The sequence below is a fragment of the Micromonospora sp. NPDC000442 genome (genome assembly GCF_042898635.1).
Taxonomy (GTDB): Bacteria; Actinomycetota; Actinomycetes; order Mycobacteriales; family Micromonosporaceae; genus Micromonospora.
In genome coordinates this window covers 209,139-230,964 of record NZ_JBIAYZ010000004.1, presented here as the reverse complement: position 1 = coordinate 230,964, position 21,826 = coordinate 209,139, and the positions used below count along the sequence as shown (strand labels likewise).

Here is a 21,826-nt window from a genome sequence, read left to right as displayed (position 1 = left end):
GTGGGCACGTCGCTGATCGGCGGCCAGCGGTGTTGCCGGCCCCGTCAGCGGCGGCGGTTGCGGGTCCGGGAGGCACGCAGCCGCACCAGCCGGCCCACCAGCACCGGGTCGGCGGCCAGGGCCGCCGGATTGTCCAGCAGCGCGTTCAACAGTTGGTAGTACCGGGTGGCCGAGAGCCCGAACCGGTCGCGGATGGCCTGCTCCTTGGCACCGGCGTGCCGCCACCACTGCCGCTCGAAGGCGAGCATCTCCCGTTCCCGCTCGTCGAGCCCACCTGCCGGGGCCGCTTCCCCGCCCGCACCGGCATCCGACCTGACGGGTGATTCCCCAGCTTCCGGCGACGCGGTCGGTGACTCCCCGGCCTCCGCCGCGACAGCCGATGTCGAAGCGGCGGCCTGCGGCGACGCGGCGGAGGGGTTGCCCTGCGACGTCGACTCGACCTCGGGGGCGGATCTCGGCGGTGGCACCGTCACGGCGTCCGGACCGGTCTGCGCTGCCGGGGTGGCGTCGGCGGGCTGCATCGTGCTCCTCATCCGGGGGCGGCCGGCACGGCAACGCCAACCTGGCCCATCAGCCTAACGAGGGCCATCACCTGCCGCATCCCGCCGGACGGCGGCACCATCGCGGGGCATGGCGGACCGCCCCGGCGAGGACGGTCCGCCACCGGCCGGCTCAGGTGATGTCGCGCCGCCGCATCGTCCACAGCGCCGCGCCGAGGAAGAGCACGATCCCGACGGTGAACAACACCGACGAGTGCTGCCAGGTGATGTCCAGGGTGGCGGGCTTGCACTCACCGGTGTAGGTGGCGTTGCAGGCCTGCCAGTCCTGGAGCGTGACCTTCTTGGTCATCCAGGCGATGGCGTAGGTGGGCAGCAGCCACGCCTCGGCGAAGCGCACCTGCGCCATGGAGAGCAGGATGCCGAGCCCGATCTGGCCGACCACCATGACGGCGATCGCCCCGCCGAGCGCCATCGCGGTGTGCCGGCCGAGCGAGGCCAGGGCGAAGCCCACAGTCGCCGCGACCAGCGCCAGCACGATGCCGCGCAGCCCGGTGATGAGGAACGACTGCCAGGCGCCGGAGGTCATCCCCTCGGTGGTGCCGCGCCAGTTGGCGATCAGCCACATGCTGCCGAACCAGGCCGCCGTGGCGGGCAGCGCCAGCGCGAGCAGCCCGGTGAGCAGTGCGCCCAGCTTTGTGAGCAGGACGGTCAGCCGCTTCGGCCGCCAGAGCAACAGGTTCATCATCCCGCCGGTGTTCCACTCGGCCCCCACGAAGGAGGCACCGACCACGAACCCGACCAGGCCCAGGATCGCGGCGAGCGGGATCAGCATCTCGCCGAAGCTCTTCCGGAATTCGAAGGTCGAGGGCAGGAACCACTGCTCCTCGATCGACTCCCGAGGCGGCGCAGTGATCTCGGCGCAGTCGGCCGGGTAGTAGTCGACGGTCTCACCCGCCGCCTTGGCCCGCTCGCAGTTCGCGCGTTCCTGTTCGGCCCAGCGGACCTGCTCCTGATGCTGCTGGTCGGCGGCCCGCCGCGCCTCGGCGAGCTGGTCCGGGCCGATCTTCTGGTTGGTCAGGAACATGCCCGCCGCCACCAGGACCAGCACCAGCAGGCCACCGGCGGTCATCCAGCGGGCGAAGCGCCGCTTGGCCAACCGGCGCAGTTCGGTACGGAAGAGACTCACGCGCCCCAACCTCCTCCGGCGGGCGCCGACGGTGCCGTCCCGTCGACTCGTACGGACTGGTCGACCTGTCGGTGCTGGCCGGGTACCGGCGCGGTGGCGGTCAGTTCGAGGAAGACGCTCTCCAGGTCGACCGCGATCGGCGCGAGTTCGCTGACGTAGAGGCCCTGCTCGGCCAGGAGTCGGGTGACCGTGGCCGGCTTGTCCACTCCGGCGAGCATCAGGTGGTCGTCGTTGGTGGTGACGCGTACGCCCGCCCGGGTCAGTGCGGTGGCGGCGACCGGAAGGTCGGTGACCGCCTCCAGCCGCACCCGGACCGCGCCGGACGAGTGCTGTGCCAGCACCTCGTCGACGGGGCCGAAGGCGACCCGCCGGCCCAGCGAGATGATGGTGACCGAGTCACAGATCAGCTGGATCTCACCGAGGATGTGGCTGGACAGCACCACCGTCATGCCGGCCTCGGAGAGGTTGCGCATCAGCGTCCGCATCTCCCGGATGCCGCCCGGGTCGAGGCCGTTTGCCGGCTCGTCCAGGATCAGCAGCCGCGGGTTCTTGAGCAACGCCGAGGCGACCGCGAGCCGCTGCTTCATGCCGAGCGAGTACGTCTTGACCCGCTCACCCGCCCGGTCGCGCAGACCGACAAGTTCCAGCACCTCGTCGACCCGCTGCTGGGGCAGGTCACCGGCGCCGGCCAGCAGCGACAGCGTGTCGCGCGCGGTGAAGTGCGGGAAGAACTGCGGGCTCTCCACGATCGCGCCGACCTGCGGTGCGACCTGATCCAGCGTGCCGGGCACCTCGTGCCCGAGGATCGCCATCCGGCCGCCGTCCGGCCGGATCAGGCCGAGCAGCGTACGCAGCGTGGTGGTCTTGCCCGACCCGTTGGGCCCGAGGAAGCCGTGCACCTGGCCCGCCTCGACCCGCATGTCGAAGCCGTCCAGGGCGTTGCGGGTGCCACGGCGTCGGCTTCGGTACGTCTTTCGTAGACCTTCGATTTCCAGGACAGCTGGCAAGCTGCACCTCCCCCGTTGGTTGTGGGCGACGACGACACCATACGCGGTATGCAGCCGTGGGCAATACCCGGTATGCAACGCCACGCCGAAACGGGGAATCTCGAAACCCTAAGCGTCGACCACGCGACGACGCGTCAGCTCTCAGGCACAGATGACGTGGACGCCGGCCGCGCGGAAGGCGTCGACCACCTCGGGCTCGGCGCCGGAGTCGGTCACCAGCGTCTCGACCCGGTCGACCGGACAGATCCGGGCGAAGGCGTGACCGCCCAGCTTGGACGAATCCGCGATGATCACCACCCGCTTGGCCCGCGCCACCATGAGGTTGTTCATCGCCGCCTCGCCCTCGTGGTGGGCCGCCGCACCGAGCAGTGGATCGATGGCATCCACCCCGAGCAACGCCACGTCCAGGGTGACCTCACGCAGCAGCGCCCCGCCCAGCGGGCCGACCAGTTCGAAGGACTTGGGCCGCACCACGCCGCCGGCCACCACGACCTTCATCCGGGACCGGACGAGCAACTCGTTTGCGATGTTCAGCGCGTTGGTGACCACTGTCAACTGGGCACCCTCGGCGTTGGTGTTGAGGTCCGGCCGCACGGCCAGCGCCCGGGCCACCTCGGTACTCGTGGTGCCGCCGTTGAGGCCGACCACCGTGCCCGGCGAGACGAGCGCCGCCGCCGCCGCGCCGATGCGCTGCTTCTCCGCCGAGTGCTTGGCCGTCTTGTAACGCAGCGGCAGGTCGTACGAGACCCCGTTGGCGACCGCCCCACCCCGGGTACGCGTGATCATCTGCTGTTGCGCGAGTTGGTCGAAGTCCCGACGGATGGTCGCCTGGGAGACGTCGAGCCGTTCGGCGGCCTCCTCCACGGTGACCCGGCCCGAGTCGGTAAGCATTTCGAGCAGGGCGTTCCATCTCGCGTAGCGGTCCACCCCGGGCCTCCCGTGTCTGCACGATCGGTGCTTGGTTGCGTGCACAGTAGTGCTCGAAACTACGAAGATGCAAAAACCACCTCTGCTCGATCGCTGCCGTGGTTGCCATTTCCGGTAGGTTTCACGCAGAATGGCGCGCGAAAGACGGGATTAACGAGCCGTAATGCGCAAGGCTCCGCCTGCGAGGAGTTCTCATGGCGTACGTCCACGCGGAGATCGCGAGCCAGCCGGACTGCTGGCGCCAGGCGAGCGAGCTGGCTCCGGCGATGCTCGACCGCCTCCCCCACCCCGGTGAGCGGGTCGCCGTCGTCGGCTGCGGCACGTCATGGTTCATGGCCATGGCGTACGCGGCCCGCCGAGAGGCCGCCGGCCAGGGTGAGACCGACGCCTTCCAGGCCAGCGAGTTCCCCGCCGGCCGCCACTACGACCGGCTGTTGGCGATCACCCGCTCCGGTACCACCACGGAGGTGTTGGACCTGCTCGCCGCGCTGCGCGGCCGGATCCCGACCACGGTGCTGGTCGGCGATCCCGGTTCACCGGTGGTGGAGACCGCGGACGCCGCCGTCACCCTGCCGTTCGCCGACGAGCGCTCCGTGGTGCAGACCCGCTTCGCCACCACGGCGCTGGCGCTGCTCCGCGCCCACCTCGGCGACAACACGACCGCCCTGGTCGCCGACGCGGAGGTCGCCGTCAGGGCTCCGCTGCCGATCGACCCGAGCCTGATCGAGCAGGTCACCTTCCTCGGTCGGGGCTGGACGATCGGGCTGGCCCAGGAGGCCGCGCTCAAGTGCCGCGAGGCGGCCACCTTCTGGGCCGAGGCGTACCCCGCGATGGACTACCGGCACGGCCCCATCTCGGTGGCCGCTCCCGGCCGGCTGGTCTGGGCCTTCGGCGACTTGCCCGACGGGCTACCCGAGGACGTCGCCGCCACCGGCGCGTCCTTCGCACACAGCCGCACCCACGGCTACCGCACGGTGCTCGGCCGGTGGGCCGCCGGGCGTACCCCGGTCGACCCGATGGCCGACCTGATCCTGGCCCAACGCTTCGCCGTCGCGCTGGCCACCAGCCGCGGCCTCGACCCCGACGCGCCCCGGCACCTGAGCCGGTCCGTGGTTCTCACGTGATCGGAGAGGTTGCCGTCGCGCTGGACGTGGGCGGCACCGGGATGAAGTGCGCGCTGGTCGACGCGGACGGTGCCGTGCGGCACGCCGAACGACACCCCACCGACGCCGGGCGCGGTCCCGACGCCGTGGTCGAGACGATCCTGACAGTGGCCGAGGGACTCGCCGGCAGGGCGCGCGCGGACGGGCTCACGCCGACCGCGCTCGGCATCGTGGTGCCCGGCGTCGTGGACGAGGCGCGCGGCGTCGCGGTCTGGTCGGCGAACGTCGGCTTCCGGGACGTGCCCCTGCGCGACCTGGCGTCCGCGCGGCTCGGCCTACCCACGGCGCTCGGCCACGACGTGCGCGCCGGTGGTCTCGCCGAGGCGCGGTTGGGCGCCGGCCGGGACGCCGGGCACGTGCTCTTCGTGGCGATCGGTACCGGCATCGCCGCCGCGCACGTGGTGGCCGGCTCGGCCGCCACCGGGGCACACGGTGCCGCCGGGGAACTCGGTCACATTCTGATCCGCCCGGACGGGCCGGTCTGCGGTTGCGGACGGCCGGGCTGCCTGGAGGCGCTCGCCTCCGCCTCGGCCGTCGCCCGCCGCTACGCCGAACTCACCGCCGGCGACAGGCGAGCCGGCACCGCCACGGACATCGCCACCGGCACCGGCACCGCATCGGACGACGGGTCCGCCGCCGGACCTGGCCCGGGGCGGAGCATGGTGACCGCCGCCGAGGTGGCCGCTCGGGCAGCGGCCGGCGAGGAAGTGGCCACCCGGGTCTGGCGGGAGACGGTCGAGGCACTGGCCGACGGCCTCGCCACCGCCCAGGCCCTGTTCGACGTGGCGACAATCGTCCTGGGCGGCGGCCTGGCCCAGGCCGGCGCCGGGCTGTTCGACCCGCTGCGTGCCGCGCTGCGGGACCGGCTGACCTTCCACCGGGAGCCGCGACTGGTCCCGGCCGTCCTCGGCGACGAGGCGGGCTGCCTCGGTGCCGCCCTGCTCGCCCTCGACCAGTTGGAGACGCCATGACCGTACGGGTGAACGGCAAGGTGGTGACCCCCGGCGGGGTGATCTCGCAGGGTTGCGTCGAGGTCAAGGGCGACCGGATCAGTGCGGTCGCCGAGTACCCGTCGGTGCGCGACGGGCACTGGATCGTGCCCGGGTTCGTGGACATCCACAGCCACGGCGGCGGCGGGCACACCTTCACCACCGGCGACGCCGACCAGGCACGGGCCGCCGCCGCGTTCCACCTGCGGCACGGCACCACCAGCCTGCTGGCCAGCCTGGTCAGCTCCCCGTTCGAGCTGATGCGCTCGGCCACCGCCGCCTTCGCGCCGCTGGTCCGCGACGGCGTGCTGGGCGGCATCCACTTCGAGGGGCCCTACCTCTCCGCCGCCCGGTGCGGCGCGCAGAACCCGGAATTCCTGCGGGATCCCTCCACCGACGAGCTGACCGAGCTGATCAAGATCGGTGACGGAACGGTCCGAATGGTCACCCTCGCCCCCGAGCGTGCCGGCGCGCTGGAGGCCATGGAACTGCTCACCCGGCACGGGGTGGTCGCCGCCGTGGGCCACACCGACGGCACGTACGAGCAGACCCGCGCCGCCGTGGCGGCGGGCGCGACCGTCGGCACCCACCTGTTCAACGGAATGCGCCCGGTACACCACCGCGAGCCCGGACCCGTGGTGGCGCTGCTCGGCGCGCCGAACGTGATCTGCGAGCTGGTCGCCGACGGGGTGCACCTGCACGAGGGGACGCTCACCTTCGCCACCTCGACCGCCGGACCGGAACGGTGTGCGCTGGTCACCGACGCGATGGCCGCCGCCGGCATGCCGGACGGCGAGTACGAGCTGGGCGGCCAGGCGGTAACCGTGAGCGACGGGGTGGCCCGGCTCTCCCGCGACGGGGCGATCGCGGGGAGCACGCTGACCATGGACGCGGCGCTGCGCAGGGCGGTCGCCGCCGGAGTCTCGGTCCCCGACGCGGTACGCATGGCGTCCACCACGCCGGCCCTCGCCGTCGGCCTCGGTGACCAGGTGGGCACCCTCCAGGTCGGGCTCCGCGCCGACCTGGTGGTGCTCGACGACGACCTGGAGATCGTCCGGGTGATGCGGGCCGGCGCCTGGGTGGAGTGACCCGTCAGCCCGCGGAGATCTCCACGCCGAGGACGGCCTGCTCGTCGGGGCGGTGCACCAGCACGTCCGACAGGAACGACTGCACCGCGTGGCGCATCCCGACGTCCCGACCGGCCTGCTCGGAGAGCAGCCACTTGTGCTCGATGATCTGGGCGAACAGCTCCTGTGGCTCCAGCTTTCGTCGCAGGTGCGCGGGTACCGCCCGGACCACCGGCTCGAAGACCTCGGTCAGCCAGCGGTGCGCGGCCTGCTGCTCGTCGGTCAGGTCGCTCTCCGCCCGGTACGCGTCGAGGTCGTTGAGCAGCTTGCGGGCCTGGTTCTCCTCGGCGTCCAGCCCGGTGAGGCGGAGCAGCCGACGATGGTGGTACCCGGCGTCGACCACCTTCGGCCGGATCAGGTAGCGACCGTTGTCGATTGTCGACATGGCCACCTCCGCCACGTCGAAGCCCAGCTCGTTGAGCCGACGGATACGCCCCTCGATGTCGTGCCGGGCCGCACGCTCGACCTGCTGCTCGTAGGTGATCTCGTGCCAGAGCCGCTCGTAGCGCTGCACCACCTCCTCGCAGACCACCTCGGGGTCGATCGAGTCGTGCAGCAGACCGGCGGCCTGAAGGTCGAGCGCCTCTCCGAAGATGTTGACCCGGGCGATTTCCAGGTCCTCGCCACGCTGGCCGTTGGAGAGCACGCTGCGCAGTGCGCCGGTCTCGGCGTCGACCAGGTACGCGGCGAAGGCGCCCGCGTCCCGCCGGAACAGCGTGTTCGACAGCGAGCAGTCGCCCCAGAAGAATCCGGTCAGGTGCATCCGGACCAGCAGCGCGGCGAGCGCGTCGAGCAGGCGCCCCATCGTCCCCGGCCGCAGCGTGTGGGAGAACAGCGCCCGGTACGGCAGCGAGAACTGGAGGTGACGGGTGATCAGTACGGGGTCCAGCGGCTCACCGGCGTCGGACTCCCGGTCGGCGACGATCGCCACCGCCTTCACCGACGGGAAGTCGATCCGTTCCAGGGCGCGCAGCAGGTCGTACTCCCGCTCGGCCACCCGTTCGCCGGTCTCTTTGACCGCGTAGACGTGCCCGCCCAACTGCACGAACCGCACCACGTGCCGGGAGATGCCCTGGGGCAGCGCGACCAGGTGCTCGGCCGGCCACTGCTCCAGCGGTGTCGACCAGGGAAGGTCGAGCAACGCCGGGTCGACGAGGGCCGAGGTGATCCGCACGGCGTCAAGTTTGACGTTTCCGCCGCCGGAACGCCTCCCTACGTGGCTCGGCCCACAGTCGCCACCCACCGGACGCACCGCGCGGGCCGGTAGCGTGATCGGCGTGCGGGAGACGACATCGGTACGCCGCAGCATCCGCCTGGCGCCGGTACGCCCGGCCGGCTGGTGGTTCGACGCCGTCCTGCTGGCGGGGTTCGTGGCACTGACCGCCGCGCTCGCCCGCGGTCACCTGCTCGGTCTCGACCTCGCCGTCAGCGAGTGGGCCTTCACCCACGACCCGACCCCGCTGTACTGGACCGCCCGGGTGTTCAACCTGCTCGGTCAGGGCGGCGGCCTGCTGCTGCCGCTCTCCGGCGCGCTGGCGGTGGCGGTGGCCTGGCGCCGCCGCACGATCCGGCCGTTCCTACTGGTCGCGGGCGCCTTACTGGTCACCATGGTGACAATCGGTCCGCTCAAGCTCTGGACCGACCGGGCGGCACCCACCGCCTCGGTCAAGGAGCCGTTCCTGTCCCCGGACGAGGCCGTGCAGATCTTCAATCACCTGCCGGCCGGTGCCTACTCGATGTCGTACCCGTCCGGGCACGTGGCCAACGCGATCGTCTGGTACGGCGTGATCGCCCTGCTGCTGGTCTCGCTGACCTTCGGTCGGCTACCGGCCGGCGTGTACCGGCTGGTGCGTTACGCGCCGCCGGGGATCCTGCTGGTCACCACCACCTACCTCAACTTCCACTGGCTCACCGACGGGCTGGCCGCCCTGCTGCTGGGGCTGCTGCTGGACCGGCTGCTGCACCGGGTGCCCTGGGACGATCTGCCGCTACCCGGTCGCCTTCGGCAGTGGAACGGGCCGTTCGCCCGGCACCGGTAGGGTGCCGGCGTGGACCGACTCGCGCGCCGGCTGGGTGTACCGGACGCCGTCGTCATCGGCCTCGGGTCGATGCTCGGCGCGGGCATCTTCGTGGTCTTCGCGCCCGCCGCCGCAGCGGCCGGCGGCACCGGCCTGCTGGTCGCCCTGGCCCTGGCCGGGTTCATCGCCTTCTGCAACGCGATCAGTTCCGCCCGGCTGGCCGCCCGCTATCCCGAGTCCGGCGGCACGTACGTCTACGGTCGGGAGCGACTGAACCCGTTCGCCGGATTCCTCGCCGGCTGGGGTTTCGTCATCGGCAAGACGGCCAGTTGCGCGGCGATGGCGCTGACCATCGGCGCGTACCTCTGGCCGGGGCAGGCCCGGCTCGTCGCGGTGCTGGCGGTGGTCGCGGTGACCGCGGTGAACCTGCGCGGTATCGGCAAGACCGCCGCCGCCACCCGGATCCTGGTGGTCCTGGTGCTCGCCGTGCTAGCGCTCGTCGCGGTGGCCGGTACGACAAGCGTCTCGATCGACCGGATCGGCCAGCCCGGCGGGACCGTCCGGGGCGTGCTCACCGCTGCCGGACTGCTCTTCTTCGCCTTCGCCGGGTACGCCCGGATCGCCACCCTCGGTGAGGAGGTACGCGATCCACAGCGCACCATTCCCCGAGCGGTGCCGTTGGCGCTCGGTCTGGTGCTGGTGATCTACCTGATCCTGGGGGTGGTCGCCGTCGGCGTCCTCGGCGCGGACCGGCTGGCCGCCTCCGCCGCGCCTCTGGCCGACGTGGTGGGTGCGGTCGGGCTGCCCGGCCTGGAGTGGGTGGTCCGGGCCGGCGCGACCGTCGCGGTGACCGGGGTGCTGCTCTCCCTGCTGGCCGGGGTGGGTCGCACCACGCTGGCGATGGCCCGCCACCGGGACCTGCCCGCCGGGCTGGCCGCCGTGCACCCCCGGCACCAGGTGCCGCACCGGGCCGAGCTGGCGGTGGCCGCCGTGGTGATCCTGGTCGTCGTGCTCGGCGACGTGCGAGGGGCGATCGGCTTCTCCGCCTGCACCGTGCTCGTCTACTACGCCATCACCAACGCCGCGGCGTTGACCCTGGGGCGGGAACCGGAGCGGAAGCTGCCGGTGCAGGCACTCGCCGTGGCGGGGCTGGTCGGCTGCGTACTGCTCGCCGTCAACCTGCCGCTGTCCAGCGTGCTCGCCGGTTTCGGCGTGCTCGCCCTCGGCGCCGCCTGGTACGCCCTCCGGTCAGCCCGTCGCTGACCAGGTCACTCCGTCGCTTCGCGCGGTACCGGTGTGCCGGAAGGCGGTAGCGGCTCCGGTGGTGCGACTTCGCGCAGCAACGCGTTCAGGCCGGCCCGGCGGGCCACCACGGTCAGCCGGTCGCCCGCCACGATCACCATCCGCGGGTCCGGCGACCAGTCCAGGCGCTGCCCGGCCCGGGCGTGTGCGAGCAGGCGTACGCTGCCGGCCCGCCCGACGGTCGCGAGCGTACGACCGTCGAGGTCCGAGCCGGCGGCCACCGGGACCTCGGTGACCAGCAACGCGTGCCGGCCCACCGGGATGGTGGCGATCACCGCCCGGTCCAGCAGGGCGGCGGCGAACGACGGCGCCGCCAGGTAGGAGACGCTGCGTGAGGTGCCGATGCCGAACGCCCGCTGCACGCGTTCGGCGAAGTCACCGTCGAAGAGCCGCAGCACCACGCGGAGCTGGTCGTCGAGGGCACGGGCGTTGAGCGCGGCCCGCAGGTTGGCCCCGTCGTCGGTGGAGACCACCACCAGCGCCTGGCAGGTCGCCACCGAGGCGGCCCGTAGCGTCTCCTCCTGCGCCGCGTCGCCCACCACCAGCGGTACGCCGAGCCGCCGGGCCAGCCCGGCACCGCGCGCGTCCGCGCTCTTGTCGATCGCCACCACCTCGACGCCGAAGTCGTTGAGCTGGGCCATCACCCGGGTGCCGATGTTGCCGAGCCCGACCACCACGACATGCCCGGAGCGCTCGGGCAGGATCCGCCCGGTGTGCAAGGCCAGTCGGGCGTTCACCACCCCGTCGACCACCACCGCCGTGATCAGCGGGATCAGCGCCAGCCCGGCGAGGTTGAGCACCACCTGCATGACCTGCTCGGCGGCCGACTTGGCGGTGTCCGGATCCTGCCCGGTCAGGGTGGTGACAAGCGTCAGGTAGAGCGCGTCGCCCCAGCCGACGTGGGCCGCGTTGGCGTACAGCCCGCCCAGGGCGGCCACCATGGCGAGCAGCACGAGCACCGCAATCCCGATCTTCCGGGTGGCGAAGCTGCGGATCGCCCGGAGCACCATCGCCACCGGCCGACGCCGCCGCCGTGCCCGGACCAGCCGCCGCGCGGCCAGTTCGGTGCCGGCCGGCCGGCCGACCGCCTCGGCGAGTACCACGTCGGCTTCCCGGTCGTCGGCCGGCAGCACCAGATCCTGCTGGGCGTCGCGGGTGTCGGCCACCCCGCAGACGATCTCGCTCGGGCGTACGTCGTCGCGGCGGGCCACGTAGAGGGTGCGCCCGCCGTGCCGGAAGTGCGTCGGCGCGACCTCGCCGAGCGCGGCGGCCACGAAGGCCGGCGCGGCCATCGAGGCGTCCGAGAGCACCGCCGAGTCGGGGAAGATCTGCCGTACGCCGTTGGCCAGGCCGGTGTTGAACATCCGCACCACCAGGCGCAGCCGAGGCTCCACCTCCTGTGCGCAGAGCGCGGCATGCATGTTGCCCACGTCGTCCTGGTGCAGCAGGGCCAGCCCCGCGGCCTCGGCCAGCCCCGCCCGGCGGAAGGTGACCTCGTCCAGCCGGTCGGCCCGGATCACCTCGATGCCCGGCAGGTCACGGCCGTCCGGCCCGGGAGAACGCCGACGGTCCGGCACGATCAGGGTGATCCGTACCCGGCCGGCCTGTGTCTCGCCGGCGAGCATCGTCCGCACCACCCAGTAGGCGAGTGGATCCTGCCCACAGATCACGTAGTGCGCCCGGGACTCCCCGTTGACCCGCAACCGGCGGCTGGCCCGCAGGGCCCGATCGAGCAGCGGCTCCGCCATGCCCCGCATGGTAGTCAGCCGGTCGCAGCCCGCGCAGCCCGTCATGATCGTGGCTGCCGCGACGCGGCATGTCCTGGCCGGCGACGGGTAGGGGCAGCGGCATGCAGACCTTCCTGCCGTACCCGGACTTTCTGGCCAGTGCCCGGGCGCTGGACCAGCGACGGCTCGGCAAGCAGCGGGTGGAGGCGATCCAGGTGCTACGCGGGCTGACCTGGCCCACGTACGGCTGGCGCAACCACCCGGCGGTGAAGATGTGGGCCGGGTACGAGGAGGCCCTGACCCGGTACGGGCTGGACATCTGCTCGGTCTGGTGCGCGGCCGGCCGCGCCGACACCTGCGCCACCACGTTGACCGTCGACCTGGCCGCCGCCTGCGGCGTCGAGCAGGTCCGCAGCCAGCAGGAACTCGCCCTCGCCGGGGAGCTGCCACCGTGGCTCGGCCGGACCGAGGTGCATCTGAGTCACCGTTCGTCGCTGCTCCGCAAGGATCCGGCGCACTACCGCCCCATCTTCGGCGACGACGTCCCCGACGACCTGGACTACGTCTGGCCGAACTCCGACCGCCCTCGCCGCTGCCTGCGCTGGACGGAGAGGCACACTGACCGGGGAGGTTCCCCATGACGCTGTCGCAGTTGGCCGGACGGTTCATCGGCGTACGTCGGCACCGGGTCGACCCCGGCGGAGGTGGTGCCCCCCGCGTGCCGCATCCGGTCACCGCGGTGGTCGTCGGCGGCGGCATCGCCGGCATGTCCGCAGCGGTGGTACTCGCCGAACGCGGCGTCGAGGTGACCGTGCTGGAGGCCGCACCCACCCTGGGCGGCCGGCTCGGTGCCTGGCCGGAAACCCTCGCCGACGGTACCCGTCAGGTCAACGAACACGGCTTCCACGCCTTCTTCCGGCAGTACTACAACTGGCGGAACATCCTGCGCCGGGTCGACCCGGCGCTGCGTTTTCTGCAAGCCGTCCCCGGCTATCCGGTGCTCAGCGCCCAGTGGCCGACCGAGGAGTTCGGGCGGCTGCCGCCCGCGCCACCGGCGAACCTGCTCACCCTGCTCGCCCGCAGCCCCAGCCTGCGCCTGCGGGACCTGCGCGGGATGGACCGCGACGCGGCCCTGCCACTGCTGACGTACGACCCGGTCCGCACCTACGCCGAGTTCGACCACACCACCGCCGACGACCTGCTCGACTCACTGCGCCTGCCCGATCGGGCCCGGGCGATGCTGTTCGAGGTCTTCTCCCACTCGTTCTTCAATCACGAGGCGGAGATGTCGGCCGCCGAGATGATCGCGCAATTCCACTTCTACCTGCTCGGCAACCCGGAAGGGCTGGCCTTCGACTGCCCCGACGAGGACTACGCCACGTCGATCTGGGGGCCGCTGGCCGGGCACGTCGAGCGTCACGGCGGCCGGGTCCGCACCGGCGAGCCGGTCACCGGGCTGCACCGTGATCTCGACGGCTGGCAGGTGCACAGCGCGCGCGGCACGTACCGGGCCGGACACGTCGTGCTCGCCGTCGACCCGCCCGCACTCGCCGCCCTGGTCGCGGGCTCGCCGTCGCTGACCGAGCAGGCCCCGGCGCTGGTGGCGGCGATGCCCGCGTACGGTCGGCCCGGCCCGCCGTACGTGGTCGCCCGCTACTGGTGCGACGGGGACGTCGACCCCGGGCGGGCGATCTTCAGTGGGGTCTCCCGACAGGCCACGTTGGACTCGGTGACGCTGTACCACCGGCTGGAACGCGAGTCCCGCCACTGGGCCGAGCGGACCGGCGGCTCGGTGGTCGAGTTGCACGCGTACGCCTGCGAGCCGGACGTGCCCGCCACCGAGCTGGCCGAACGGATGCGTGCCGAACTGGCCGTGCTCTGGCCGGAGACGACGCGGCTACGGGTACGCGAACTGCGTGCCCGGGTCGAGGCGAAGGCGCCGGCCTTCACGCCGGGCAGCCACGCGGGACGTCCGGGTGTCCGCACCGACGCCGCCGGTGTCTACCTGGCCGGCGACGGCATCGGCACCGACTTCCCCAGCGCCCTGATGGAACGGGCGGCGGCCACCGGCGTCCTCGCGGCGAACCACATCCTGCGTGCCGAGGGCGGTGCCGCCGAGCCGATCCACTCGATCCGGCCGCGGGGCCTGCTCGCCCGACGCTGACCTCCAGGGACGGCGTCAACCGCCGACCCGGCCATCGAAATGCGTTGCCGCCTCACCTCGGCCGCACCTACCGTGATCGCGCAAGGTCAACCGTCGTTCCGGGTTCGCCAGGTCCGGGCCGGCCGGCGGGCACAGGGGGCGGCGTTGCATTGGCGCCGCGCCCGCCGGCCCCGGCCCGAGCGCCGCCGGCCCGGCCCGAGGCTGGCCCGTCGGCGGCTCAGCGGGCGGCGGGCGGCGTCCAACCGAAGCGTGGTGCGCGACGCTCGTGGAAGGCCGCCACGCCCTCCCGGGCCTCGCCGCTGGCCCGCACCTGCCCGTGCCACCAGGCCATCCGCCCCTCGTCGGCCCGACCGTCGACGATCTCCTTGGCGGCGGCGACGCTGAGCTGCGAACGTTCGGCGATCACACCGCTGAGCCCGTCGACCCGGGCGGCCAGGTCGGCACCGGGCAGCACCTCGTCGACCAGGCCGATCCGCAGGGCCCGGTCGGCGTCCACCAACTCGCCGGTGAAGAGCAGGTGCTTCGCCGCCGCCGGGCCGATCAGTCGGGCAAGCCGGTGGGTGGTGGGTGCCGGGTAGACCAGCCCCAGCCGGGCCGGCGGTACGCCGAAACGTGCGTCGGCCGCGGCTACCCGCAGGTCGCAGGCGACCGCCAACTGGCAGCCGCCGCCGACGCAGGCACCTCGAACGGCGGCCACGGTCGGCTTGGCGAAGGTGGCCAGCCGTTCCTCCGCCGCGACGGCGATGCTGCCGTCACCGGCGGCCAGCAGCTCGTCCAGGTCGCCCAGATCGGCACCGGCGCAGAAGGTGCCGTCGGCACCGGTGAGCACCACGACGCGTACCGCCGGGTCGACCTCCAGACCGTCGAGCAGCGCCGGCAGCCGCCGCCACATGGCCGGGGTCATCGCGTTACGCCGGCCCGGATTGCGGATCACCACCGTGGCCACCGCACCCGCGACCTCGACCACCAGGTCCGCGTCCGCCACCGCCCACCGTCCCTCCGCCGCACCACGCCGTACGTCACCTGCGGCGACCTTAGCGACGTCGCCCGCCGCCCCGGCCGGGTGGGCCCGATCCGGTGAGTCCCACCCGACGACCGCCGCTGTACGCCTGGTCGCAGCCCGGCATTCACCTCGGGGCCGCCCGCGCCTCCTAACGTCACCATGCGCGCATGTCGTAGCCGGCACGAGTGAGCAGGTGGTCATGCCATCCACACCCAAGGTCAGCGTGGTCATCCCCACCTTCGCCCGCCCGGAGCTGGTGAGCCGCGCGGTGCGCAGCGCCCTCGCGCAGACCGTCACCGACATCGAGGTGATCGTCGTGGTCGACGGTCCGGACGAGGAGACCGGCAAGGCCCTGGCCGAGATCGGTGACCCCCGGCTGCGCACGGTCGAGTTGCCCGGCAAGGGTGGCGCGCCCAACGCCCGCAACACCGGCGTACGCGAGGCGCGTGCCCCCTGGACCGCCCTGCTCGACGACGACGACGAATGGCTCCCCACCAAGCTCGCCGTCCAGTTGGAGCTGGCCCGCAGCGCCACGGTGGGCAGCCCGATCCTCGCCAGCCGACTGATCAACAAGACGCCCCGGGCACAGTTCGTGATGCCCCGGCGGCTGCCGGAGCCGGGCGAGCCGATCTGCGAGTACCTCACCCTGCGGCGCGGGCTGTTCCACGGCGACGGGTTCATCCAGACCTCGACCATCATGGCGCCGACCGAGCTGCTGCGCCGGGTGCCGTTCACCGTCGGTCTGCGCCGGCAGCAGGAACTGGACTGGACCGTACGCGCGATCAGCCACCCGGACGTCGAGCTGCTCATCGCCGCCGAGCCGCTGGTGCTCTGGCACCAGGACGAGGACCGGCCACGGATCAGCCTCAGTTCTCCGTGGGAGGCCCAGCTGGAGTGGCTGCGCGGGATCCGGCCACTGATCACCCCACGGGCGTACGCGGCCATCACGATGAGCATCATCAGCTCGATGGCCGCGCCCACGCGCAGCTTCCGGGTCTTCCGGCTGCTGCTCGCCGAGGCCCGGCGGCACGGGCGGCCGGGTCTGGTCGACTACCTGACGTTCGTGCAGATCTGGCTGCTCCCGCCGCAGCTGCGACACCGGGTGCGTGACCGGATCCTCGGCCGTGGCCGGCGCGGTGGTCCGGCCTCGCCTGGGCAGCCCCTGAGCCCGGAGCCCGGTGCCGGGACCGGCCGGCGAGCGCCAGATGGCACGGCGACCGGCGCGACGGGGATCGCCGGCTCCTTGACGTCAACGGGAACGGCCGGCAGCGCCGGGGCGGCGGGGATCGGGGCCGATGTCCGGCGATAGGGTCGCCGTGATCTGGCGCAGTTGCCTGCTACCCGGCTCGGAGACGTTCATCCGCAACCAGGCCGACGCGCTGCCCACCTGGCGTCCGGTCTACCTGGGCGCCGTCCGGGTGGCCTCACCGCTGTCCCGGGACAGCGACGTGGTGCTGTGCCCGGACACGCCGCGTGGCCGGCGCGAGTGGCTGCGGTTGCGGCTGACCGGCGGCTCGCCCCGGCTGCGTCGGCTGCTGGCCCGCCTGCGACCCGGGTTGGTGCACGCGCACTTCGGCGGAGACGGCTGGTTGGTCAGCCGCACCGCCGAGCGGCTGGGCATCCCGCTGGTCGTCACCCTGCACGGTCTCGACGTCACCCGGCAGGCCGCGGCACCCGGTCCACGCGGCGCTCGGCACCGGCGGAACCTGCGGATCATGTTCGGTCGGGCCGCGCTGATCCTGGCCGTCTCCGAGGCGATCCGGGACCGGGCGGTGGCGCTGGGAGCGGATCCGGCGAAGGTCCGCGTACATCACACGGGAGTGCCGGTGCCGCCGGAGCCGGCGGCCGGGCCGAAGCGGTGGGACGTGGTGTTCGTCGGTCGGTTCGTCGAGAAGAAGGGGATCGAGGATCTCGTCGAGGCGCTGGGCATGCTGTCCGAACTGCGCCCCCGCGTGCTGCTCGTCGGCACCGGCCCGCTGCACGAGCGGGTACGCGTCCGCGCCGCACAGTTGGGCGTGAACGCCACGTTTCCCGGCGCGCTGCCGCCGCCCGAGGTGATGCGGCACATCGCCGCGGCCCGGCTGCTCGCCGCGCCGTCGCGTACCGCGTCGGACGGCGACACCGAGGGCCTGCCCACCACGATCCTGGAGGCCTTCAGTCTCGGCGTGCCGGTCGTCTCGACGTACCACAGTGGCATCCCCGAGGCGGTCACCCACGAGTCGAACGGTCTGCTCTGCGCGGAAGGCGACCGGTCGGCCTTGGCGGCCAACCTCCGCCGTCTGCTCACCGACGCTCCGCTGTGCGACCACCTGGGCAAGGCCGCCCGTCACACCGCCGAGACCGACTTCGACCTGCACCAGCAGACCCGCCGCCTCGAATCCCTCTACGACTCCCTGCTCCCCCCACGCTGACCGCCACGCGACGACCCCCGCGTCCGGCGATCATGCAGTTGTGGTCGCCGATACACCCCTTTCATGGCGTTGTGTCGCTGCCACAACTGCATGATCGCGGGGAGGGACGGAGCCGTCAGTTGGTGGGGCGGAGGCGGCGGACGGCGGAACGGGCGGTGCGGGCACCGGCCAGCAGGAGCCGGCCGGCCCGTGCGGTGGGGGTGCCGTGCAGCAGTGAGACGATCCGGCGCAGCCGTTTCAGCTCGTCGTCACGCTCGGTCAACGTCCGTTCGTACCAGCCCTGGAGCGCGCGCGCCTCGGCCAGCTCGCGGGCCAGCCGGTCCCGGTCCATCAGCAGTTCCCGCCACCCGCCGGCACCGGCACCCGCCACGTGCTCGGCCGACGCCCCCGGTTTCCGGCCGGCCATCGTGGTCAGCATGGCGACCAGCTCACCGGCCGGCCAGAGGTCGGCGAGCCCGGCGTCGATCAGCCGGGACGCCAGCCGTCGCAGCGCGAGCATCGGCTCGGTGGCCTCGGTCAGCCCGTGCCAGGCGCCGGCCGGGGTGACGACGACCGCGTCCGCCGGCACCCCCGCCTCCGCACCGGACTGCCAGGCGGCGAGCAGCGCCCGCACCGCCGGCAGGTCCCGGCGCAGCGTCGCGGCCACCACCAGATCCTCGACGGTACGCCCCGACGGAACCGCCGCGCCGTCGGTGAACCGCCACCCGCCCACCGGATCCCGGCGCACCTCGCGGAGCCGGCCGTGCTGCACAAGCAATGCCGCAGGCGGCGCTGCCCCGGTCTGGTCGGCCTCGACCGGGCGGGCGGGCGCGGCGTGCGGATCCGCCCGGGTCAGCGGATTCGGCAGGCGCTCGCCGAGCAGCACCCAGGCCGGCGCGAGCTCGACGGCGATCCCGTTCCGGACGGCGGATCCGGCCAGCCGAGCCGGGTCGGCCAACAACGGTGCGGCCGGCACCGCCGGCACCGGGCCCTCACCGTCGGGCGCCGGGCCGCGCGTCCCGTCGCCGAGGACGGCCTGGAGGAACCCGGTCAGGTCCGGGTCGGCCAGTAGTTCCGTTCCGACCAGGGCGGCGGGCGCGAGCGGAGACGGGAAGGCCGCCCAGGCACCGCCGATCCGCAGCCCCGCCGCCGTCAACCTGGCCCGTAGCCGGGCCGGGCCGGCCGGACGGGTGTCGTCGTACTCGCCGAGTGCCGCCCAGTCGGAGTCGACGCTCGACGGCGGCGACGTCAGCAACCGGTGCAGCCCGAGTGGATTCTCGGCCCCGAGCAGCAACCGGCCGCCGGGCCGCAGCACCGACACCAGCAGGTCGAACGCCTTGCCCCAGGACAGCTGCGTCCCCTCGACCGAGTCGAGGCGGTCCAGCCCGTCCAGGGCGACCACGGTGTCGTACGGGGGTGTGCCGGCGAGGTTCTCCGGGCCGCCGCAGCACACCCGTACCCCGGGGCGGTCGGCGTAGCGGACGGCCAGTGCCTCGGCGTCGGGCAGTCCCCGCACCAGCACGGTCAGGTCGGCCAAGGGCAGCGCGTCGAGCAGGTGGTGATCGTGCGGTCCCACCGCAAGCGTGCGGCCGGAGGCGACGGACAACAGCGCCGCCAGCCCCGGCCCGCGTACCGGTCCCGGGCCGTGCGCCCCGTCGAGGTCCGACCAGGCGAGCATCTCGCCACCGAGCAGGTGCACCTCGCTCATCGACCAGCCTCCGTGCCGTGCCGCTCGGGTGCCGGAGCAGGCCGCGTCGCCTCGCCGCCGGTCACGCCGCCGTGATGCGCGCCGCCGGCCACGCCGCCGTGGTGCTCGTCGCCGCGGTGCTCGTCGGCGGACCGGACCGTGGGGGCCTGGTGCCGGTCGGCGGGCTCGGGCCAGCGGAACAGCCGGCGCAGCTCGGCCGGTGGCAGCAGCCGGTCGGCACCCAACTCGGCGACCGCCAGGGCTCGGGCGCTGTCCGGGTCGACCTGCGGGCCGTGCAGCCCCGCCCACTGGCGGCGAATCCGTGGCTGGCCACCCCAGATCGGCGCCTCACCGGCCAGCTGCATCGGATCGGCGTAGACGGCCGGTTCACAGCCGGCCAGGATGCCGTAGAAGACCGCACTGCACAGCCGGTTCGAGGCGACCCGGCGGTGCCGGCGCAGCTCGGCCAGTTGCCGGTGGAGGAATCCCGGGTCGAGATCACGCCACCGGCCACCCCGGTAGCCGTGGCAGACGACCCGGAAGCCGGCCCGCTCGTAGTGCTGGCGTACCCGGGTCGACCGGTACTCCTGCCAGTAGAGGCAGACCGTCACCGGCCCCGGTTCGACCGCCCGGATCTCGTCGACCAGCCGGTCGTGGTCACCGACGACCCGCTGCCCCTCCCAGCCGTGGAAGGGGTACCAGATGGTGCCCTCCCGCCGTTGCGGGTCGTCCGGTTCCATCGCCAACAGGTACGCCCACGGGGAACCGACCACGTACGTCTGTCGGCGGCCAAGGGACCAGGCTCGCCGCCGGGTCCGTTCCGACCACAGGAACAGCGGTACGCCCGGCACGAACTCGTGGTCGTACGCCATGCCGTCGCCGATGTTCCAACCGTGCTGAAGGTAGCCGTGGATGCGGGGTGGATCCCGGTCGTCGAGCCCGCAGTAGCGGGCCAGCACGTGGGAGTGCCCGTAGTAGTGGTTGGCATGGTGCACGGTGGCGGGCGCCCCTGGTCGTGGTGACGGGTCACGGCGTGACGGGTGGAGGCGGAGCCTAACGGGCCCGTCTGAACACCCGGCCACGCCGAGATGTCCGCCCGGTGTGCCATGCGTGATACGGATGGAGCCCCCGGCCGGGATCGAACCGGCGACATCCCGCTTACAAGGCGGGTGCTCTGGCCAGCTGAGCTACAGGGGCATTGTTTCGTGGCCAGCATAGCGACCGGCGTCAGGTTTTCCTGCTCGGCAGGGGTCCCGAGCATGGGAAACGTCAACATCCCGACGCGTGGACGTCGATTCGTGTCCGACCGTGCCCGAGTGACCGGAATGCGAATGCTTCGGAAGTACCGGTCGACCGTGGACCTTGGCATTGTGGCGAAAGCCGTTTACCGTGCAGTGACACGGCCGACACGGGTCCGCCCCGCGCTGGCTGTGGCGCCGGTACGGGCATCCGTACCGGTCGCTCCTTCACTCGGATCGTCCGGCACGTTCCTGCCGGTGAAAGGAAGCGTCCCCCCTCATGGCTACGGTCACCTACGCGAAGGCGTCCCGGATCTACCCGGGCACCGAACGCCCCGCGGTCAACCAGCTCGACCTCCAGATCGGCGACGGCGAGTTCCTCGTCCTCGTCGGCCCCTCCGGTTGTGGTAAGTCCACCAGCCTGCGCATGCTCGCCGGCCTGGAGGATGTCGACGACGGCGCGATCTACATCGACGACCGGGACGTCACCCACCTGCCGCCGAAGGCCCGCGACATCGCGATGGTCTTCCAGAACTACGCCCTCTACCCGCACATGACGGTGTACGAGAACATGGCGTTCGCGCTCAAGCTGCGCAAGACCTCCAAGTCGGAGATCGACCGGCGGGTCAAGGAGGCGGCGGCGCTGCTCCAGCTGGAGGAGTACCTCAGCCGTAAGCCCAAGGCGCTCTCCGGCGGTCAGCGCCAGCGGGTCGCGATGGGCCGGGCCATCGTCCGGGAGCCGCAGGTCTTCCTGATGGACGAGCCGCTGTCGAACCTCGACGCCAAGCTGCGGGTGCAGACCCGTACGCAGATCGCGTCGCTGCAGGCCAAGCTCGGCATCACCACCGTCTACGTCACCCACGACCAGGTCGAGGCCATGACCATGGGCCACCGGGTCGCGGTCATGCTCGACGGCGTGCTCCAGCAGGTCGACACTCCGCGGACGCTCTACGACACCCCGGCCAACGTCTTCGTCGCCGGCTTCATCGGCTCGCCCGCCATGAACATCAAGACCGTGCCGTTCAGCGAGCAGGGCGCGTCGTTCGCCGAGATGTCCGTGCCGCTGACCCGCGAGCAGGTCGAGGCGGCCAACGCCGAGGGTGGCAACGGCAAGGTCACCGTGGGCTTCCGCCCGGAGGACTGCGACATCGTCAGCCCGACCGAGGGTGGCATGCCGGTCGTGGTCGAGCTGGTCGAGGACCTGGGCTCCGACGCCAACGTCTACGGCCACGCCGCGCTCGACGGTGCCTCCGAGCGGTTCGTGGTCCGCACCGACCGTCGGACCATGCCGAACATGGGCGACACGATCTTCGTGAAGCCGCGTACCGGCCAGAGCCACGTCTTCCACGCCGCCACCGGGCAGCGCATCTGAGATAGCAACCGAAAGGGGCGGTCCGC

18 protein-coding genes, 1 tRNA gene and 1 pseudogene are annotated in these 21,826 nt (G+C 72.7%); 10 read left to right on the top strand and 10 right to left on the bottom strand.

Going from position 1 to position 21,826, the window contains the following annotated elements; translation table 11 throughout:
• Nucleotides 1–44: 44 nt before the first annotated feature.
• The 4 genes from ACFY2A_RS08115 to ACFY2A_RS08100 form a co-directional block, all read right to left on the bottom strand.
• Nucleotides 45–533, bottom strand: coding sequence for a DUF3263 domain-containing protein (locus ACFY2A_RS08115; RefSeq protein WP_387169795.1), 489 nt, complete (start codon nt 531–533; stop codon nt 45–47).
• Nucleotides 534–672: 139 nt separating this feature from the next.
• Nucleotides 673–1,686 carry an ABC transporter permease subunit gene (locus ACFY2A_RS08110; protein WP_363918076.1) on the bottom strand — a complete coding sequence of 338 codons (1,014 nt, stop codon included), beginning with the start codon at nt 1,684–1,686 and terminating at the stop codon, nt 673–675.
• Nucleotides 1,683–2,693, bottom strand: a complete 1,011-nt coding sequence (locus tag ACFY2A_RS08105) for an ATP-binding cassette domain-containing protein (protein WP_363918074.1) — start codon at nt 2,691–2,693, stop codon at nt 1,683–1,685. Before ACFY2A_RS08105 ends, ACFY2A_RS08110 begins: the two co-directional genes overlap by 4 nt.
• Nucleotides 2,694–2,834: 141 nt before the next feature.
• Nucleotides 2,835–3,620, bottom strand: coding sequence for a DeoR/GlpR family DNA-binding transcription regulator (locus tag ACFY2A_RS08100; RefSeq protein ID WP_387169792.1), 786 nt, complete (start codon nt 3,618–3,620; stop codon nt 2,835–2,837).
• Nucleotides 3,621–3,814: 194 nt separating this feature from the next.
• Between ACFY2A_RS08100 and ACFY2A_RS08095 the strand changes: the two genes are divergently transcribed.
• The 3 genes from ACFY2A_RS08095 to nagA are packed head-to-tail and all read left to right on the top strand — an operon-like array spanning nt 3,815 to nt 6,860.
• A complete protein-coding gene (locus ACFY2A_RS08095) occupies nt 3,815–4,744 on the top strand; it encodes an SIS domain-containing protein (RefSeq protein WP_387169790.1) in 930 nt (309 codons plus the stop codon).
• A gap of 41 nt (nt 4,745–4,785) precedes the next feature.
• The gene (locus tag ACFY2A_RS08090) at nt 4,786–5,754 is read left to right on the top strand and encodes an ROK family protein (protein WP_387170108.1); all 969 of its coding nucleotides are present in this window, start codon (nt 4,786–4,788) and stop codon (nt 5,752–5,754) included.
• On the top strand, nt 5,751–6,860 hold the full coding sequence (gene nagA / locus ACFY2A_RS08085; protein WP_387169788.1) for an N-acetylglucosamine-6-phosphate deacetylase: 1,110 nt from the start codon (nt 5,751–5,753) through the stop codon (nt 6,858–6,860). The genes ACFY2A_RS08090 and nagA overlap by 4 nt, the downstream gene beginning before the upstream one ends.
• Before the next feature lie 4 nt (nt 6,861–6,864).
• Here nagA and ACFY2A_RS08080 read toward each other — a convergent pair whose 3' ends face one another.
• Nucleotides 6,865–8,073, bottom strand: a complete 1,209-nt coding sequence (locus ACFY2A_RS08080) for a DUF4032 domain-containing protein (RefSeq protein ID WP_363918066.1) — start codon at nt 8,071–8,073, stop codon at nt 6,865–6,867.
• A 103-nt stretch (nt 8,074–8,176) separates the two neighbouring features.
• Between ACFY2A_RS08080 and ACFY2A_RS08075 the strand changes: the two genes are divergently transcribed.
• Both ACFY2A_RS08075 and ACFY2A_RS08070 read left to right on the top strand, forming a co-directional pair.
• Nucleotides 8,177–8,938: a phosphatase PAP2 family protein gene (locus tag ACFY2A_RS08075; RefSeq protein WP_387169786.1), complete on the top strand. Its 762-nt coding sequence runs from the start codon at nt 8,177–8,179 to the stop codon at nt 8,936–8,938.
• Between the two features lie 9 nt (nt 8,939–8,947).
• A complete protein-coding gene (locus ACFY2A_RS08070; RefSeq protein WP_363918062.1) occupies nt 8,948–10,180 on the top strand; it encodes an APC family permease in 1,233 nt (410 codons plus the stop codon).
• 5 nt (nt 10,181–10,185) lie between these two features.
• On the opposite strand, the gene ACFY2A_RS08065 is transcribed toward ACFY2A_RS08070, so the two are convergent.
• Entirely contained in the window at nt 10,186–11,976 is a 1,791-nt protein-coding gene (locus ACFY2A_RS08065; RefSeq protein ID WP_363918056.1) for an NAD-binding protein, read from the bottom strand.
• 92 nt (nt 11,977–12,068) lie between these two features.
• Between ACFY2A_RS08065 and ACFY2A_RS08060 the strand changes: the two genes are divergently transcribed.
• Complete coding sequence (locus tag ACFY2A_RS08060) at nt 12,069–12,587, top strand: MSMEG_6728 family protein (protein WP_387169783.1); 519 nt, start codon at nt 12,069–12,071, stop codon at nt 12,585–12,587.
• The gene (locus tag ACFY2A_RS08055) at nt 12,584–14,110 is read left to right on the top strand and encodes an FAD-dependent oxidoreductase (RefSeq protein ID WP_387169781.1); all 1,527 of its coding nucleotides are present in this window, start codon (nt 12,584–12,586) and stop codon (nt 14,108–14,110) included. Before ACFY2A_RS08060 ends, ACFY2A_RS08055 begins: the two co-directional genes overlap by 4 nt.
• A gap of 217 nt (nt 14,111–14,327) precedes the next feature.
• On the opposite strand, the gene ACFY2A_RS08050 is transcribed toward ACFY2A_RS08055, so the two are convergent.
• The gene (locus ACFY2A_RS08050; protein WP_387169779.1) at nt 14,328–15,095 is read right to left on the bottom strand and encodes an enoyl-CoA hydratase/isomerase family protein; all 768 of its coding nucleotides are present in this window, start codon (nt 15,093–15,095) and stop codon (nt 14,328–14,330) included.
• A gap of 217 nt (nt 15,096–15,312) precedes the next feature.
• Here ACFY2A_RS08050 and ACFY2A_RS08045 point away from each other — a divergent pair, with 217 nt between their 5' ends.
• Both ACFY2A_RS08045 and ACFY2A_RS08040 read left to right on the top strand, forming a co-directional pair.
• Nucleotides 15,313–16,422 (top strand): glycosyltransferase family 2 protein, encoded by a 1,110-nt coding sequence (locus tag ACFY2A_RS08045; protein ID WP_387169777.1) that lies wholly within the window; start codon nt 15,313–15,315, stop codon nt 16,420–16,422.
• The gene (locus tag ACFY2A_RS08040) at nt 16,409–17,524 is read left to right on the top strand and encodes a glycosyltransferase (RefSeq protein ID WP_387169775.1); all 1,116 of its coding nucleotides are present in this window, start codon (nt 16,409–16,411) and stop codon (nt 17,522–17,524) included. Before ACFY2A_RS08045 ends, ACFY2A_RS08040 begins: the two co-directional genes overlap by 14 nt.
• A gap of 115 nt (nt 17,525–17,639) precedes the next feature.
• Here ACFY2A_RS08040 and ACFY2A_RS08035 read toward each other — a convergent pair whose 3' ends face one another.
• The 3 genes and pseudogenes from ACFY2A_RS08035 to ACFY2A_RS08025 form a co-directional block, all read right to left on the bottom strand.
• Complete coding sequence (locus tag ACFY2A_RS08035) at nt 17,640–19,211, bottom strand: hypothetical protein (protein ID WP_387169773.1); 1,572 nt, start codon at nt 19,209–19,211, stop codon at nt 17,640–17,642.
• A 170-nt stretch (nt 19,212–19,381) separates the two neighbouring features.
• Nucleotides 19,382–20,185 (bottom strand): annotated as a pseudogene (locus ACFY2A_RS08030) (hypothetical protein); the annotation flags it as partial.
• A 125-nt stretch (nt 20,186–20,310) separates the two neighbouring features.
• Nucleotides 20,311–20,387 (bottom strand) — tRNA-Thr (locus tag ACFY2A_RS08025).
• A 321-nt stretch (nt 20,388–20,708) separates the two neighbouring features.
• Between ACFY2A_RS08025 and ACFY2A_RS08020 the strand changes: the two genes are divergently transcribed.
• Nucleotides 20,709–21,800 carry a sn-glycerol-3-phosphate ABC transporter ATP-binding protein UgpC gene (locus tag ACFY2A_RS08020; RefSeq protein ID WP_363918044.1) on the top strand — a complete coding sequence of 364 codons (1,092 nt, stop codon included), beginning with the start codon at nt 20,709–20,711 and terminating at the stop codon, nt 21,798–21,800.
• Nucleotides 21,801–21,826: the final 26 nt, after the last annotated feature.